At 66.5% G+C, this 15,942-nt stretch carries 16 protein-coding genes; 5 read left to right on the top strand and 11 right to left on the bottom strand.

Annotated features, from left to right (window positions below; all coding sequences use genetic code 11):
- A partial coding sequence (locus AC1D0P_RS00650; protein WP_477674900.1) for a hypothetical protein occupies window positions 1-244 on the top strand: 244 nt, incomplete at its 5' end.
- Window positions 245-607: 363 nt separating this feature from the next.
- On the top strand, window positions 608-952 hold the full coding sequence (locus AC1D0P_RS00645) for a hypothetical protein (protein ID WP_477674899.1): 345 nt from the start codon (window positions 608-610) through the stop codon (window positions 950-952).
- 53 nt (window positions 953-1,005) lie between these two features.
- Here the strand turns inward: AC1D0P_RS00645 and AC1D0P_RS00640 are convergent, their stop codons facing one another.
- The 10 genes from AC1D0P_RS00640 to AC1D0P_RS00595 form a co-directional block, all read right to left on the bottom strand.
- On the bottom strand, window positions 1,006-2,331 hold the full coding sequence (locus AC1D0P_RS00640) for an esterase/lipase family protein (RefSeq protein ID WP_477674898.1): 1,326 nt from the start codon (window positions 2,329-2,331) through the stop codon (window positions 1,006-1,008).
- Between the two features lie 81 nt (window positions 2,332-2,412).
- The gene (locus tag AC1D0P_RS00635; protein ID WP_477674897.1) at window positions 2,413-2,811 is read right to left on the bottom strand and encodes a response regulator; all 399 of its coding nucleotides are present in this window, start codon (window positions 2,809-2,811) and stop codon (window positions 2,413-2,415) included.
- Between the two features lie 108 nt (window positions 2,812-2,919).
- A complete protein-coding gene (locus AC1D0P_RS00630; protein WP_477674896.1) occupies window positions 2,920-3,768 on the bottom strand; it encodes a pseudouridine synthase in 849 nt (282 codons plus the stop codon).
- Window positions 3,769-3,819: 51 nt separating this feature from the next.
- On the bottom strand, window positions 3,820-4,527 hold the full coding sequence (kdpE, locus tag AC1D0P_RS00625; protein WP_477674895.1) for a two-component system response regulator KdpE: 708 nt from the start codon (window positions 4,525-4,527) through the stop codon (window positions 3,820-3,822).
- A gap of 7 nt (window positions 4,528-4,534) precedes the next feature.
- Complete coding sequence (locus tag AC1D0P_RS00620; RefSeq protein ID WP_477674894.1) at window positions 4,535-7,243, bottom strand: DUF4118 domain-containing protein; 2,709 nt, start codon at window positions 7,241-7,243, stop codon at window positions 4,535-4,537.
- Window positions 7,244-7,273: 30 nt separating this feature from the next.
- The gene (kdpC, locus tag AC1D0P_RS00615; RefSeq protein WP_477674893.1) at window positions 7,274-7,846 is read right to left on the bottom strand and encodes a potassium-transporting ATPase subunit KdpC; all 573 of its coding nucleotides are present in this window, start codon (window positions 7,844-7,846) and stop codon (window positions 7,274-7,276) included.
- Between the two features lie 9 nt (window positions 7,847-7,855).
- On the bottom strand, window positions 7,856-9,943 hold the full coding sequence (gene kdpB, locus AC1D0P_RS00610) for a potassium-transporting ATPase subunit KdpB (protein WP_477674892.1): 2,088 nt from the start codon (window positions 9,941-9,943) through the stop codon (window positions 7,856-7,858).
- Between the two features lie 22 nt (window positions 9,944-9,965).
- Complete coding sequence (kdpA, locus tag AC1D0P_RS00605) at window positions 9,966-11,765, bottom strand: potassium-transporting ATPase subunit KdpA (protein WP_477674891.1); 1,800 nt, start codon at window positions 11,763-11,765, stop codon at window positions 9,966-9,968.
- Window positions 11,765-11,863 carry a potassium-transporting ATPase subunit F gene (locus AC1D0P_RS00600; RefSeq protein WP_436156902.1) on the bottom strand — a complete coding sequence of 33 codons (99 nt, stop codon included), beginning with the start codon at window positions 11,861-11,863 and terminating at the stop codon, window positions 11,765-11,767. Before AC1D0P_RS00600 ends, kdpA begins: the two co-directional genes overlap by 1 nt.
- Before the next feature lie 229 nt (window positions 11,864-12,092).
- Window positions 12,093-12,890, bottom strand: coding sequence for a sulfite exporter TauE/SafE family protein (locus AC1D0P_RS00595; RefSeq protein ID WP_477674890.1), 798 nt, complete (start codon window positions 12,888-12,890; stop codon window positions 12,093-12,095).
- A 96-nt stretch (window positions 12,891-12,986) separates the two neighbouring features.
- On the opposite strand from AC1D0P_RS00595, the gene AC1D0P_RS00590 reads away from it, so the two are divergent.
- From AC1D0P_RS00590 to AC1D0P_RS00580, 3 genes are read left to right on the top strand one after another with little or no spacing between them, the layout of a single operon-like run.
- Window positions 12,987-13,916 (top strand): LysR substrate-binding domain-containing protein, encoded by a 930-nt coding sequence (locus tag AC1D0P_RS00590; RefSeq protein ID WP_477674889.1) that lies wholly within the window; start codon window positions 12,987-12,989, stop codon window positions 13,914-13,916.
- Window positions 13,917-13,926: 10 nt separating this feature from the next.
- Complete coding sequence (locus AC1D0P_RS00585) at window positions 13,927-14,553, top strand: pyridoxamine 5'-phosphate oxidase family protein (RefSeq protein ID WP_477674888.1); 627 nt, start codon at window positions 13,927-13,929, stop codon at window positions 14,551-14,553.
- Window positions 14,553-15,191, top strand: coding sequence for an HD domain-containing protein (locus tag AC1D0P_RS00580; RefSeq protein ID WP_477674887.1), 639 nt, complete (start codon window positions 14,553-14,555; stop codon window positions 15,189-15,191). Before AC1D0P_RS00585 ends, AC1D0P_RS00580 begins: the two co-directional genes overlap by 1 nt.
- On the opposite strand, the gene AC1D0P_RS00575 is transcribed toward AC1D0P_RS00580, so the two are convergent.
- The gene (locus AC1D0P_RS00575) at window positions 15,181-15,933 is read right to left on the bottom strand and encodes a Crp/Fnr family transcriptional regulator (protein ID WP_477674886.1); all 753 of its coding nucleotides are present in this window, start codon (window positions 15,931-15,933) and stop codon (window positions 15,181-15,183) included. The genes AC1D0P_RS00580 and AC1D0P_RS00575 overlap by 11 nt on opposite strands.
- Window positions 15,934-15,942: the final 9 nt, after the last annotated feature.

Here is a 15,942-nt window from a genome sequence, read left to right as displayed (position 1 = left end):
GTCCTACACCGTCCGCTGCACGATTAATCAGGCTTACGCCATGACCCTGGACGCGCCGGGGGGCACCTTGCTGGGCCTGAACTACACCCTGTCATTGAGCGCGCCCGGTAACCGCACCGGCACCGGTTTGCCGGAAAACTTCACGATCAACGGCACCATCCTGGGTGGCGGCAGCACATCCGGTACCTGCAGCGGTGCCACCTGCAACCAGACGCAGCCACGTACCCTGACCATCACCTACTGAGGCAATCACCGCTGTTTTTCTGTCTGGGCAGGCCTGCGGTAGGCCATGCCGTCAAGATCAGCCGCTGATCCGTTTGGGCCTCGCTTCCTGCTGAGTTGCCATCTGGCGCCGGTCGGCAAGAGGTACACGAGCATCCAGCGTTGGCGCTTCACCCCTGCGCGTGTGCGTCGCAACAGCTTTGCGTCGCGGCTCCGCGTGGTTTCGCCTCAAAACTGATAAATACGATCTGGAAATCGATAATAATTTCTAATTTTGGTTAATATTGCCAAAAATTTCACGAATTAATTACAGAATCAATTTTTACTAAATTTATCAATTTAATTAGAATGGTCGTTACTACTGACAGATTCAGGAGTACACGCCATGCGGACTTTCAAGACAGTTTTGGGCTTCCTGCTTGCCACGCAAGCTTTGCTGGCCTGCCCTGCGCTCCATGCGCAAAGCGCTTCAGCATCGTTTGGCGTCACCATCGTGCTGAACACCTTCAGCGAGGCCGTGACGGCCGACCACCGCTGCACCCACCGGGGACGAGCCGACGGGCCCAAGGAAACCCTGCGCATCAGCTGCCCCGCCACGGTGGATGTACAGGCCATTGCAAGCGCCTCGAATGGGAAAACGGGACAGCCCCAACGCCTGAATGCGCTGGCTGTCGTGGCGGGAAAACCCATGCGGTCCACGGAACCGCTTGAGCTGACCATCTCCTGGTAGCCCGATCTGGCCGGCCCCGGGGTCGCGCAGGCCCCTTCAAACCCAGCGCGAGGCTATTGACCCAGCCAACGCACCAGCTGCCGCCCCACCTCAGGCCGGCTCAGCAGTTCCATGTGGTTCATGCCCTGCGCTATCCACTGGTTTTCCGGCGCAAACGCCAGGCAACGCTCCGGCTCCGCATGCAGGCCCAGCGCGCTTTCGAGTGACACCAGGCCGTCGCCGACCATCTTGCGCGCCAGCGCCTCCCGCACCGCCATCAGCGGCCCCTTGCCGGGCGCCAGCGTGGTGGCCGCGACGGTGTAGCAATTAACACCGGCCGGCAGCGGCACGGGCCGGCGCGCATCGGGCCCGCGCTCAAAGCGCCCCGCGTCATGCCAGTCGGCACGCAGCACATTGCCGTGGCGCAGGTCGGTGATGCCGGCGCTGCGCACCTGGCCTATCCTGGCGAACGGTTTGGTCACGATGTTGCCGCCCAGCACACCGTCCACCCAGCTGCCCAGGCGCTCCAGCGGCGCGCCGTGATGCGGGGTTCCCAGGAACACCAGCGCCTTGAGCTGCGCCAGCCAGCTGTAGCCGGCCTCGGCCGCCTGGTGGCAGGCGCTGCGCGCGACCAGGCCGCCCATGCTGTGCACCAGAAACGTGATGCTTTCAACCGGCTGCGGCCAGGCTTTGGCCAGTTGCTGCAGCAGCCCGGCCAGTTGCTCGCCGTTGTCCGAGGTGTGCAGGCCGGTGTTGTAGTGCAGGTAGACGGGCGTATACCCAAGCTCGCGCGCCAGCTGTTCGCCGTGGCCCTTGAAGCCGCCGGCGGCCGCGCTGTTCCATTGCAGGTCGTTCATGCACAGGCCGTGCACTACCACCAGCAGCTTTCCCGTCGCATTCGGCAAGCGCACGGCCAGTGCCTGCGCTTCCAGCAGCAGCGGCTGGCCCTGATGGCGCAGGCGCATGGAAATCGCCAGCGGGTTGGCTGTCTCGGCCAAGCGGTCGCCCAGCACGCCATTGAGCGCCGACAACATGGCCTCGCGCTGCGGCGTCGAGGCCCGTCCCGCCAGCGGCGCCGCGCGCGACAGCAAGGCATTGGCCGTGCCGCCGGCCAGCCGCGTCACACCCTTGATGCCGCCGTAGACCAGGCCGGTGATGCCCAGCGGGCGCACGCCGCTGGCGCCCGGCATGCGATTGATGAATTTCGCGCCCAGCGGGCCGAAAGGCGCGGCGACGGCCTTGTAGATATTGCCCTGCACGCTTTCGGCCAGGCCGGTGACGCCCAGCGTGGCCTGCGTGGCAAGCTGCGCCAGCCCCTGGATGTCGGAGACATGCAGCCAGGTGGGCAACAGGCCCGGCGAAAAAGGCCCTGGCGTTTCGGGCTGGTCGGGTGGGGTCATGCCCGATTGTGGAGGCAGAGCCGCACGCGCGCCAGCAGGTGTTGGGACGGCCCTGGAAGCGCCTCGCCCCGAGCCCTGGCCCTAGTGCGGCAATTTGCCCGGCTCTTCATGCGCGGTCTGCTCCGCGCAGTAGGCAAACAGGCTGTCCAGTTCACTGGATTTATCGAATACGGCGTCGGCGCCCAGGTCCGCGGAGCGGCGGCGGATTTCCGGCGTCGCGTAATTGGTGAGCACCACGACCTTCTGGTAAGGCTCGCGGTTGCGGCAGCCCGCCAGCACGCCCAGGCCGTTGCCCTCTWTCAGGAAAAGGTCGACGATGGCCAGCTGCCATTCCCCGTTGTGCGCGCGCAGCCAGCGGCTGGCCTCGGCCTGGGTAGCCCCATGGCCCGTGACCTGGACAGCGGCGATTTCCTGGAGCGCCTCGATCAGGTTCTCCAGGACGATCTGGTTGTCCTCGACCAGGTAAGTAATAAGTGCCATACACCCACTTTAGRCCGCTGCGGGGCAGGCGCTGCCATCCGTTGGCCCGCCTCCAGGTAGGACAGCGTAGTACCCGCTGGCCGCGCCAACATCAAGGTCGGAGCGGCCCTAGAAATGCTCGTGCGGCGCCAGGTAACGCCACTGCCCCACAGGCAGGTGCCCCAGGTTGACCTGGCCTATGCGCACACGCTTGAGCCCCGTCACAAACAGCCCCACCTGCTCGCACATGCGGCGGATCTGGCGTTTTTTGCCTTCCTTGAGCACAAAACGCAGCTGTTCGGGGTTTTGCCACGACACMTTCGCGGGCCGCAGCGCCTGGCCGTCCAGGCTCAGGCCGTGGTTCAGCAGGGCCAGCTTTTCGGGCGGGAGCACCGACTGCACGTTGACCGTTTCCGGCCCGTAGCTCACGCGCACCAAATACTCCTTTTCGATGTCCGAGTCTTCGCCGATCAGCTGGCGCGCCACGCGCCCATCCTGCGTGAGCACCAAAAGGCCTATCGAATCGATGTCGAGCCGGCCCGCCGGCGCCAGGCCGCGCAGCTGTTCGTGGCCCCAGCGCATGTGGCTGTTGCATTCGCGCCAGCGGTTTTGCGGCTGCACCAGCACCACGGCCGGCTCGTGCCCGTCCTCGGCCTGGCCGCTGACGTAGCCGACCGGCTTGTTGATCAGGATGGTGACCTGCATGCGCTGCTGTTGCTCGGCCTGGCGGTCGATCTCGATGCGCGCGTCCACCGCCACCGGCTGGCCCATCACGGCGGGCGCGCCGTTCACGCGCACCCAGCCGCGCGCGATCCAGTCGTCGGCCTCGCGGCGCGAGCACAGGCCCAGTTCGGCCATGCGCTTGTTCAAGCGCACGGTAGGCGCGGGCGCACCCGCTGCGGCGGCCGGGGCTTTGGGGATGCGGACGGCGGCGCCCACGGGTTTGGGGGCTGAGCCGGGTTTGAGGGGGTCTTGCATGGGCTGGGTACTTGATCGAGCTAGGTGCCCGGCTGTCGGGCGCTATGGTGGCTATTGTCCCACCCAGAGCCGGTAACCGACCCCGGTTTCGGTCAGCAGGTGTTGGGGTTGCGCCGGGTCGGTTTCGAGCTTCTGGCGCAAATGGCCCATGTAGATGCGCAAATAGTGGTTTTGCTCCGCGTGCGAGGGCCCCCAGACTTCGCGCAGCAGTTGCCGGTGCGTCAACACCCGGCCGGCATGGCCGAGCAGCACCGTGAGCAGGCGGTATTCGATGGGCGTCAAATGCACCTCCACGCCGGCGCGCCGCACCAGCCGCGCCTGGCGGTCCACCTCCACCTCGCCGAAGCGGAACAGCGGCTCGTCGGGCGCGCCGTCGGCCCCGGCCCCGCGCGGGCGGCGCAGGTTGGCGCGCACGCGGGCCAGCAGCTCGCCCACGCCAAAGGGCTTGGTCAGGTAGTCGTCGGCGCCGRCATCCAGCGCGGCGATCTTGTCGGCCTCGTCGGCGCGCGCCGACAGCACCACAATCGGCACGGCCGACCAGCCGCGCACGTCGCGAATCACCTCCAGCCCGTCGCCGTCGGGCAGCCCCAGGTCCAGCACCAGCAGGTCGGGTTTGCGCGTGCCGGCTTCGGTCAGCCCGCGTTTGGCGGTGTCGGCCTCGAACACCTGCCAGCCCTCGGCCTCCAGCGCCGCGCGCACAAAGCGGCGTATCTGCGGCTCGTCTTCAATGACGACGGCAACGGGAGCGGGATGCGACATGGTGTGATCAGGCGGTTTCAGGCAGGCCCTGGGGCGGCGTGCGCCGCGGCAGGGTGACGGTGAATTCTGCACCACCGCCCGCTGCATTGCTTGCGGTGACCTGCCCGCGGTGCGCCTGCACCACCGCCTGGCAGATTGCCAGGCCCAGGCCCACGCCCGGTGTAGCCGATTCGGCCTCGCCACGCGTGAATTTCTCGAACAGCTCGTGCTCGCGGCCTTTCAGTGCGGCGGGCAGGCCGGGACCGTGGTCGCGCACCGTGAGCCGTAGCGCCGTGTCCGTCACCTCGGCGCTGATGTCAATCGGTGGCTTGCCGTACTTCGCGGCATTCTCCAGCAGGTTGACCAGCACGCGCTCCATCAGCACCGCGTCAAATTCGACCAGCGGCAGGTCGGCGGGCAGCGCCGTCACCACCGCCCTGCCGGCCAGCGCATGCTGGGCCTGACGTATCGCCGAGCCCACGATCTCCTCGACCGACTGCCAGTCGCTGCGCAAATTGACGGCGCCGCTTTGCAGCCGCGCCATGTCCAGCAGGTTGTTGACCAGTGCGCTCAGGTGGCGTGCTTCGCCGGCGATGGCGCGCGCCGCCTGCGACTGCTCATCGCTGAGCGGCGGCGCCGTGCGCTGCAGCGAATCGGCCAGGCCGATCAGCGCGGTCAGTGGCGTGCGCACGTCGTGCGAAATCGCGGCCAGGAGCATGTTGCGCAGTTTTTCGGACTCCATCTGCACCACCGCCTGCTGGGCCACATCCACATAGTGCACACGCTCCTGCGCGATAGCGATCTGCCGTGCCAGCGTGTCAAGCTGCTGCATCTGCTCCGGGATCAGCAGCCAGCGTGCCTGCGCGGGCTTCACGGCCAGCACGCCGCGCACCCGCATGGGCGCCTTGAGCGGCAGGTAATGCCAGGCCTGGGCCGACAAGGTAGCCGTGGCCAGCCCGGCCGGCTGTTCGTTACGAAACACCCAGTCGGCCACACTGGCGTCAAAATCCGCCGGCGGTTTTTCAGGCGGCAGCAGCTGGTCGTGGCCGTCGGTCACCAGCACCAGCGCCTGGCCGCCGAAGTTGCGCCGCGCGGCCGCCTCGCCGAGCTCGGTGACCTGCTCGCTCAGCAAGGCCGCCGACAAATCGCGCGTGAGCTCGAACAGCGACTGTGCGCGGCGCTCGCGGCTGGCCGCGATGCGCGCCTGGAAACGCAGGCCCGCCGTGAGCTGGCCGGTCAGCAGGCCCACCACCAGCATCACGCCGAAAGTCACGAGGTATTGCACGTCGCTGACGGCGAAAGACAGGCGCGGCGCGACAAAGAAGTAATCAAAGGCCGCGACATTGAGGAAAGCCGCGAGCGCCGCCGGACCGCGCCCGAACTTCAGCGCCACCAGCACCGTAGCCATCAGGAACACCATCACGATGTTGGCCAGGTCGAAGTAAGCCAGCAGCGGCAGGGCCAGCAGCGTGACGGCCGCGCTGCCCGCCGCGGCCCAGGCATAACCGGGCAGCTTTCCTTGCCAGGCGGCAGCCTCGTCATCCTCGGCCGAACGCTGCACGGCGCGCGCCAGCCGCCGCGCGCTGTCGGCATGGCCCACCTCGACGATGTCCAGCGTAGGCGCCAGCGTCGCGAGGCGGCGCGTCATCGAGGGGCCAGCCCACAACGCGCGCCAGCCCGGCAACTGCGGCCGTCCCACCACCAGCGTCGCGCAATTGAGCTGCTGCGCCTGCGCCACCAGTTCAGCGGCGGCATCGCTGCCCGTCAGCACCGCCGTGGCCGCGCCCAGTTCTTCGGCCAGCTGGATCACGGCCAGGATGCGGTCGCGTTCGGCCACCTCCAGCAACTGCAGGCGCGGTGTTTCCACATAAGCCGCATGCCAGCGCACATTGAGCTGGCCGGCCAGGCGCGCCGCCGTGCGCACCGTTTGTTCGGCGCCCTGGCGCGGGCCTATGCAGGCCAGGATCGCGCCTTCGGTGTTCCATACCGGGGCGATGGATTTCTCGACGCGGTAGCTGCGCACGTCGTCTTCCACATGCTCGGCCGTGCGCCGCAGGGCAATCTCGCGCAACGCAATCAGGTTGCCCTTGCGGAAAAAGTTCTGCGCCGCGCGTTCGGCCTGCTGCGGCATGTAGACCTTGCCGGCCTTGAGCCGCGCCATCAGCTCATCGGGCGTGACGTCGACCAGGATGATTTCATCGGCGCCGTCCAGCACCGTGTCCGGCACGGTCTCATGCACGCGTATGCCTGTGATGGCGCCCACCGTGCCGTTCAGGCTCTCCAGGTGCTGCACATTGACGGCCGACCAGACCTCGATGCCGGCCTCCAGCAGCTCGTGCACGTCCTGCCAGCGCTTGGCGTGGCGCGAACCTTCCACATTGCTGTGCGCGAGTTCGTCGACCAGCAGCACCGCCGGCTTGCGCGCCAGCGCCGCGTCCAGGTCGAACTCTTTCAGCGTGCGGCCGCGGTAGGCCACCTCCCGCAAAGACAGTTGCTCCAGCCCCGCCAGCAATTCCATGGTTTCGCTGCGGCCATGGGTTTCGACCACGCCGACCAGCACGTCGCGCCCGGCCTTGCGCTCGCGCTGCGCGGCGCTGAGCATGGCGTAGGTCTTGCCCACGCCAGCGCTGGCGCCGAAGTAAATACGCAAGCGGCCCCGGCGCGCCTTTTCTTCCTCGCCGCGCAGGCGGTCCAGGAGTTCATCAGGGTCGGGGCGGGCGTCGGGGGAAATGGCCATGGATTTATGGAGGGTGCCTCATGGTATCGATTAACGCAAAGCCTCAAGCGCGAGATTGAGCTTCAGCACATTGACCTGGGCCTCACCCAGAAACGCCGGCCAGGGGCGTTCGGTGTGCTGTTCGACCAGGGCCTGCACCTTCTCCAGCGGCAAGCCACGCGCCCTGGCCACCCGGGCTGCCTGGTAGCGCGCGGCGGCGGGGCTGATGTGCGGGTCCAGCCCGCTGGCCGAGGCCGTGACCAGGTCCACCGGCACCGCTGCGGTATTGCCGGGATCCGCCGCTTTGAGCGCTTCGATACGGCCTTTCACGGCATCGACCAGCGCGGGATTGAGCGGCCCCTGGTTGGCGCCGCTGGAAGCCGCGGCGTTGTAAGGCATGGGTCCGGTGGCGGAGGGACGGCCCCAGAAATGCTTGGGGTCGCCGAAGTTCTGGCCTATCAGCGCGGAGCCGACCGGCTTGCCGTCGCGCACGATCAGGCTTCCCGCGGCCTGCGACGGGAACAGCGACTGCGCGGCACCGGTCACCACCAGCGGGTAGGCGACGCCAGTGACCAGGGTCAGCACGGTGAACATCACGAGTGCGGGGCGAAGTATGGTTTTCATGGTGTTTCCTTATGCGAAATTCATCGCGACCAGCAGGAGATCAATCGCCTTGATGCCGACAAAAGGCACGATCAGGCCGCCCAGGCCATAAATCAGCAGGTTGCGGCGCAGCAGTGCCGCCGCGCCGACGGGCCGGTATTTCACGCCCTTGAGCGCCAGCGGGATCAAGAACATGATGACCAGCGCGTTGAAGATCACCGCCGACAAAATCGCTGTCGAGGGGCTGCCCAGGCGCATCACATTGAGCGCGGCCAGCTGCGGGTAGGTGCTCACAAAGATCGCCGGGATGATGGCGAAGTACTTGGCCACGTCGTTGGCGATGGAAAACGTCGTGAGCGAGCCGCGCGTCATCAGCAAGGCCTTGCCGGTCTCCACCACCTCCAGCAGCTTGGTAGGGTTGGAATCCAGGTCCACCATGTTGGCGGCTTCCTTGGCGGCCTGGGTGCCGCTGTTCATGGCCACCGCCACGTCGGCCTGGGCCAGGGCCGGCGCGTCATTCGTGCCGTCGCCCATCATCGCCACCAGCCGGCCCTCGGCCTGGTACTGGCGTATCAATTTCAGCTTGTCTTCGGGCGTCGCCTCGGCCAGGAAGTCGTCGACGCCGGCTTCGGCGGCGATCGCGGCGGCCGTGAGCTTGTTGTCGCCGGTGATCATCACCGTCTTGATGCCCATGCGGCGCAACTCGCCGAAACGCTCCTTGATGCCGGCCTTCACAATGTCCTTGAGCTCCACGATGCCCAGCACGGCGTTGCCGTCGGCCACCGCCAGCGGCGTGCTGCCGCGGCGTGCCACCTCGTCGGCAGCGCGCAGCACCTCGGCCGGCACATTGCCGCCCAGCGCCTCCACATGCTTGCGGATCGCATCGACCGCGCCCTTGCGCAGCTGGCGCGTGCTGCCGTCGGGGCGCTGCACGTCGATGCCGCTCATACGGGTTTGAGCCGTAAAAGGTACTTCGAGGCTGTCACCCACCAGGGCTTCACTCGCGCCCAGGCGCTGCGCCAAGGCGACGATGCTGCGGCCCTCGGGTGTTTCATCGGCCATGGAGGCTTGCATCGCGGCTGTGGCCAGTTTGGCGCCCGTCAAGCCAGGTGCAGGCAAGAAGCTCGAAGCCTGGCGGTTGCCGTGGGTGATGGTGCCGGTCTTGTCGAGCAGCAGCACGTCCACGTCGCCGGCGGCTTCCACCGCGCGGCCCGAGGTGGCAATCACATTGGCCTGCATCATGCGGCTCATGCCGGCCACGCCCACGGCCGACAGCAGGCCGCCTATGGTGGTCGGGATCAGGCAGACCAGCAGGGCCACCAGCGCCGTGATGCTGACCACAGTTCCCGCGCCCGCCGCGCCCACGCTGAACACCGAGAAAGGCAGCAAGGTGACCGTGACTACCAGGAAGACAATCGTCAACGCCACCAGCAGGATGGTCAGCGCGATTTCATTCGGCGTCTTCTGGCGTTTGGCGCCTTCAACCATGCTGATCATGCGGTCCAGGAAAGACTCGCCGGGGTTGACCACGATGCGCACCACCAGCCAGTCGGACAGCACGCGTGTGCCGCCGGTCACGGCCGAGAAGTCACCGCCCGACTCGCGCACCACGGGGGCCGATTCGCCGGTGATGGCGCTTTCGTCGACCGAGGCCACGCCTTCAATGACCTCGCCGTCCAGCGGGACCATGTCGCCAGCTTCGACGAACACCACCGCGCCCTTGCGCAGGTTTTCGGCTTGCTCCGGCAACCAGGCGGTACCGTGGAAGACCTTGCTGTTGGCCTCCTTGAATTTTTTGGCCCAGGTGCTCTTTTTAAGGCTGCGCAGCGACGCGGCTTGTGCCTTGCTGCGGCCCTCGGCCAGCGCCTCGGCAAAGTTGGCGAACAGCACGGTGAACCACAGCCAGACGGCCACGGCCAGAATGAAGCCTGCTGGCGCCTCGCCCTGTCCCTGCAAGGCCTGCAGGCCCAGCAAGGTGGTGAAGATGCTGCCGATGTAGACGACGAACATGACCGGGTTTCGCCATTGCACGCGCGGGTTCAGCTTGGTGAACGAGGCCGCGATGGCAGGTTTGAGCAGTGCGGGGTCGAGCAGCACAAAAGGTTTTTGGGTAGTCATATCACTTCTCTTTCGCTGCGATTCAATGGGCTGGCCAGAGCATCAAATGCTCGACCACCGGTCCCAGCGCCAGGGCTGGCACGTAATTGAGCAGGCCCACCAGCAGCACGGTGCCTATCAGCAGCATCACAAACAGCGGACCGTGCGTGGGCATGGTGCCAGCCGTGGCCGGCAGGCGTTTCTTGGAGGCCAGCGCGCCGGCAATCGCCAGCACCGGCACGATGACGCCGAAACGGCCCAGCCACATCACCAAACCCAGCAGCGTGTTGTAGAAGGGCGTGTTGGCCGACAGGCCGGCAAAGGCGCTGCCGTTGTTATTGCCGGCCGAGGTCAGCGCATACAGGATTTCAGAAAAGCCATGCGCACCCGGGTTGGCGATGCCGGCCTTGCCCGCGCCGGCCAGTACCGCCACCGCCGTGCCAGCCAACACCAGGATGGGCGTGACCAGGATGGTGATCGAGACCAGCTTCATCTCGTGCGATTCGATCTTCTTGCCCAGGTATTCCGGCGTGCGGCCAATCATCAGGCCGGCAATGAACACCGCCAGGATGGCGAAGATCAGCATGCCGTAGAGGCCGGTGCCCACACCGCCGAACACCACCTCGCCCAGCTGCATCATCACCATGGGCACCATGCCGCCCAGCGGCGTGAAGGAGTCGTGCATGGCGTTGACCGCGCCGCATGACGCCGCCGTGGTGATGACCGCGAACAGGCTGGAGGCATCGATACCGAAGCGGGTTTCCTTGCCTTCCATATTGCCGCCGGCCTGCAGCGCGCTGGCCGCCTGGTCCACGCCCAGGGGCGACAACAGCGGGTTGCCGGCATGTTCGGCCGGCGTGATGGCCACCACCGCGACCACAAACAGCAGCGTCATCGCGGCCAGCACGGCCCAGCCCTGGCGCTGGTCGCCCACCGCGCGTCCAAACGCAAAGCACAGCGCCGCGGGGATCAGGAAGATGGACAGCATCTGGAAAAAATTGCTGAGCGCCGTCGGGTTCTCATAAGGGTGGGCCGAGTTGGCATTGAAGAAACCGCCGCCATTGGTGCCCAGCATCTTGATGGCCTCCTGCGAAGCGACCGGGCCCATGGCCAGGGTCTGCGTGCCGGTCTTGGCATCCTCCATCACGGGATTGCCCTTGTCGTCTTTCAAGGCCTGGCCGTCGGCGCCGTTCTTGGCCACCTGGTAGGACGTGGTCTCCAGCGTGGCCACCTCCTTGTAGCCGTCGAAGTTCTGGATCACGCCCTGCCCCACGAGGAAAATCGCGAATACCAGCGACAGCGGCAGCAGCAGCCAGGCCGTGATGCGCGTGACGTCCACCCAGAAGTTGCCGATCGCGCCCGTGGCACGCGCGGCAAAACCACGGAACAGCGCGAACACCACGGCGATGCCGGTGGCGGCCGAGAAAAAGTTCTGCACAGCCAGCACCAGCATCTGCGTGAGGTAACTCATGGTGGACTCGCCCGCATAAGCCTGCCAGTTGGTATTGGAGACAAAGCTGATGGCGGTGTTAAAGGCCGAGTCGGGCGCCACGGCCACCATGCCGGCCGGGTTCAGCGGCAGCCAGACCTGCAGGCGCTGCAAGGCGTAAACGGCCAGCACGCCCAGCGCATTAAAGGCCAGCAAAGCCAGCGCGTACTGCGACCATTTCATGTTGGTATCGGCGGAGGTGCCGGCCAGGCGGTACAGCGGCGCTTCGAGCTTGTGCATCCAGCCGGGAAGGCTGCCGGAATAAATGCGGGCCAGCCAGAGGCCCAGCGGCCAGGCGGTGAGCAACAGGGCGACCAGGAAAAAAGCCAGCAGGCCCCAGGACGAATTGCTCATCAGAACTCCTCGGCGCAGATCAGCGCATACACGAGGTAGGTGAGCAGCACGATGGCGCAGACGCCGCCAAAGCCGTACAAAACGTCAAGGGGGATCATGAACGGCCCCCTTCGGATTTTTCGAGCCTCTGGAAACCCCAGACCAGCAAGACCATCACACCCCAAAGGGCGGCGGCGCCGAGCATAAACGCAAGATCCATGACTTTCTCCAACTGACAACGATGGGGAAAGTTTCGGATCCGGCGTGTAAAAACGGGGATGAAAGACCGGTGGCCGGTATAAAGAAAGCGTAAAAACCGGCCGTAAAACAATGCCTGCGCGCCAGGCCTTAGCCCGCAAGCCAACGTATCGCGCTGCCAATCACCATATAAAGGCCAATGGCCAGCAAGCCCGCAAAGAACAGCCGCTTGAAGTTTTTCTCATTCAGCCGGCCGCGCAGCATCTGGCCCACCGCCATCCCCAGCAATGCCGCAGGCAAGGCCACCAGCCAGCTCCATCCGCCGGGCAAGGCCGCGGCCGAAAATGAGCCTTCGAGCGCCAGGCGCCCAAACAGCGCGACGGTGGAAACGGTGAAGGACAGGCCCAGCGCCTGCACCAGCTCATCCTTCCTCAGCGACAGGGCCTGCAGGTAAGGCACCGCCGGGAAGACAAAAACACCCGTGGCCGCCGTGATGGCACCGGTGATGAGCCCCGTGACGCCGGAACAAAGCGCCTCGCCACGGCGGGGCACAGCCAGCGGAGCGGCCGCCAGCCCCAGCAGGGCATAGGCCATCAAGGCCGCCCCCAGGCCCGCCGAGGCCACATTGGCATTGAGGGTGACGAGGCTCACGGGCGCCCACAGCGTGCCGGCCGCCACGCCAAGTTGCAAAGGCCAGAGCCGCCTGGCCAGCCGGCCCAGCGCAGCGCCGTCCCACATCTGCCAGGCATTCGTCAGAAACGAAGGCAGGATCAAAATCACCGCTGCCTGCGCGGGCGGCATCACGCCGGCCAGCAAGCCCATGGACAGCGTCGGCAGCCCCAGGCCGACCACGCCCTTGACCAGGCCGGCCAGCAGGAATACCGCGGCAACCACACCCATCAAAAGGGTTTCATGCCCCGAGCCCGTGAGATTGTTTATCCAGTTCATGCAGCCGAATTCTGCGCAGCGACGCGTTCACGCTCAAGCGGTAATATGCGTTGGCAGCCTTCGTTTTCTCCGAAGGCCAGGACCCAACACAGCGCCATGCCCGCCACCCTCCGCTTTGACCTTGTCGACCTGCGGCTCTTCCTGCACGTCATCGACACCGGCAGCATCACGGCCGGCAGCAAGCTCTCGCACCTCGCGCTGGCCTCGGCCAGCGCGCGCATACGCGGCATGGAGGGCGCTCTGGGCGTTCCGCTGCTGGAGCGCCTGCGCGCCGGCGTCAAGCCGACCAAGGCCGGCCTGGCCGTGGCCCACCATGCGCGCCTGGTGCTGCAGCAGATTGAACGCATGCACGGCGAGATAGCCGACTACGCCGGCGGGCTGGCGGGCCGGGTGCGCCTGCTGTCCAACACCGCCGCCATCACCGACTACCTGCCGCAGGCGCTCGCGGATTTCCTCAACACCCATCCGGCCATCGACGTCGACCTCGAAGAACGCCCCAGCCACGTGATCGTGTCGCAGCTGCTGGACCAGGTGGCCGACCTCGGCATCGTGGCCGACTCCGCGGATATTTCCAGCCTGGAGTCCCGGCCGTTCCGTCGCGACCAGCTGGTGCTGGTGGTCCCGCAGGGCAGCGGATTCGGCCGACAGCGACAGACCAGCTTCGCGCAGGCGCTGGCCCATGACTTTGTCGGCCTGGGCGAGGACAGCGCCCTGCAGCAGCACCTGGCCCTGCAGGCAGGGCGCCTGGGGCTGCGCATGCGAACCCGCATACGGCTGCGCAGTTTTGACGCCGTCTGCCGCATGGTGGAGGCCGGTGTCGGCGTGGCCGTGGTGCCGGCCGTCGCGGCCGAGCGCCATGCGGGCGCGGGCAAGCTGCGCCTGCTCAAGCTGTCCGACAGCTGGGCCGACCGCCAGCTTTTGATCTGCGCGCGCCGCTTTGAGCAACTGTCGATGCCGGCCATCAAGCTGGTGGAGGCGCTGTGCGCGCCTGTCCCCGCAGCCACCGCCAAAAAACCAAAGCGATAAAGTCATGCCCATGGACGCACAAGCCGATACCCACACCATCACCAGCCTGCCGCAACTGGAGGCGCTATTCGGCGCCGTCGGTGACGCCTCCCTCAAAAAAGAGGTGGACTATCTGCACCCGGCCTACCAGGCACTGATCCAGGCCTCGCCTTTCGCGGTGCTGGCCACGGCCGGGCCCGGTGGCCTGGACGCCTCACCGCGTGGAGACCCGCCGGGTTTTGTGGCGATCCAGGACGACAAAACCCTGCTGCTGCCGGAGCGCCGCGGCAACAACCGCATCGACAGCCTGCGCAACCTGCTGGCCGATCCGCGCGTGGCGCTGCTGTTCCTGGTGCCCGGCGCCGGCGAGACCCTGCGCGTGAACGGCCGAGCCAGCATCACGACGGCGCCCGACCTGCTGCAACGCTTTGCCATGGAAGGAAAGCCGCCGCACTGCGTCATCGTGATCAAGGTCGAGTCGGTGTTCTTCCAGTGCGCGCGGGCCATCCAGCGCTCAAAGCTCTGGCAGGCCGTGCCGCAAGGCCGGCCCGACGTGCCCACGCCCGGCGCCATGCTGCAGGCGCTGACGGCGGCGGCCATAGACGGCGACAAATACGACCGCGAACTGCCCGCGCGGCAGAAATCGACGCTGTACTGATGGCAAATCTCGCTCCTGACCTTCTGGCCCGCTCCTGGCAGCGCTGCGCGGGTGCACTTGCGCCGCAAGCCATCGCCGGCAGCGTGTTTGATGAGCTGGTCGCGCGCTACTCGGAGCCACATCGCAAGTACCACACCGTGCAGCACCTGGCGGAATGCCTTGCGCATTTCGAGGCCGTCCGCCACCTGGCCGAACGGCCCGGCGAAGTTGAAATCGCGCTCTGGTTCCATGACGCGATTTACGACACCCATCGCCATGACAACGAAAGGCGAAGCGCCGACTGGGCGCGCGAAGTACTGGAAGGCCACGGCGCGCCGCACGCCACCGTGGAGCGGGTGGACGCGTTGATCATGGCCACCTGCCACAGCGCGCTGCCGGTGTCGCCTGATGCGAAGCTGCTGGTGGATGTGGACCTGTCCATCCTGGGCGCCCTGCCGCCACGCTTTGCCGAATACGAAGAACAGATACGCCAGGAATACGCCTTCGTTCCCGAAGAGATCTTCCGCCAGAAGCGCGGGGAGATCCTTAGCGCCTTCCTGGGCCGGCCCTTTATTTACAGCACGCCGCATTTCCAGGCCGCGCTGGAAGCGCGCGCCCGCGACAACCTGCGCCTGGCCATCGCCGGCATCACGAGCTAGGGCCTGTGCGGGGAGCCAGACCCGCCCCCTCGCCCGCGAACACACTGGAGCGCAGCGCCTCCAGGTCCAGCACACGCAGGCCGCCGTATTCGATGCGGATAAAGCCCTGGGCCTGCAAGGCGTTGAGCGCTTCGTTCACGCGCTGGCGTGACAGGCCGACCAGGTAAGCCAGTTCCTGCTGCGTGATACGCAGGATTTCACCGACCCCCGGGTACAGCACCGGGTTGAACAGCGAGGCCAGGCTGCGCGCCACGCGGATGTCGGGGTTGTTCATGCGGTCGATTTCGCGCGCGGCGATGAACTGGCCCAGGCGCTCGTTGAGCTGGTTCATCACAAAGCGGTTAAAGCCGATGGAGTGGTCCAGCAGCCAGTGAAAGGTTTCCACCGGCAGCCCGGCCACCACGCTTTTGCGCAAGGCCTGGATGTTGTAACGGTAGGGCTCGCGCTTGAGCGCCGTGCCTTCGCCGAACCAGCCGCCGGGCGGCACGCCGGTAAAGGTCATGGTCATGCCTTGCTCGTTGTCGCTGCTCATCTTGAGCAGGCCTTCGACCACGCCGAACCAGTAGGTCACCGGCTTGCCCACCCGGCACACATAGTCGCCCGGCGCGGCGTCGCCCACCTGCAGCCCCGCCAACGCGCGCGCGCGTTCATCCGGCAGCAGCAGGGGCAGCCAGGGAATGCCGCGCAATTCGTCCGGCGTGGGCGTCCTGCGGCGTTGGTGAAGGGGTGACTCAGTGGCCATGCTCGCAAT

It is taken from the genome of Polaromonas sp. P1_G2 (genome assembly GCF_056405515.1).
Note: the sequence above shows the minus strand (reverse complement) of the source record. Positions and strands in the feature narration are given on the sequence as shown.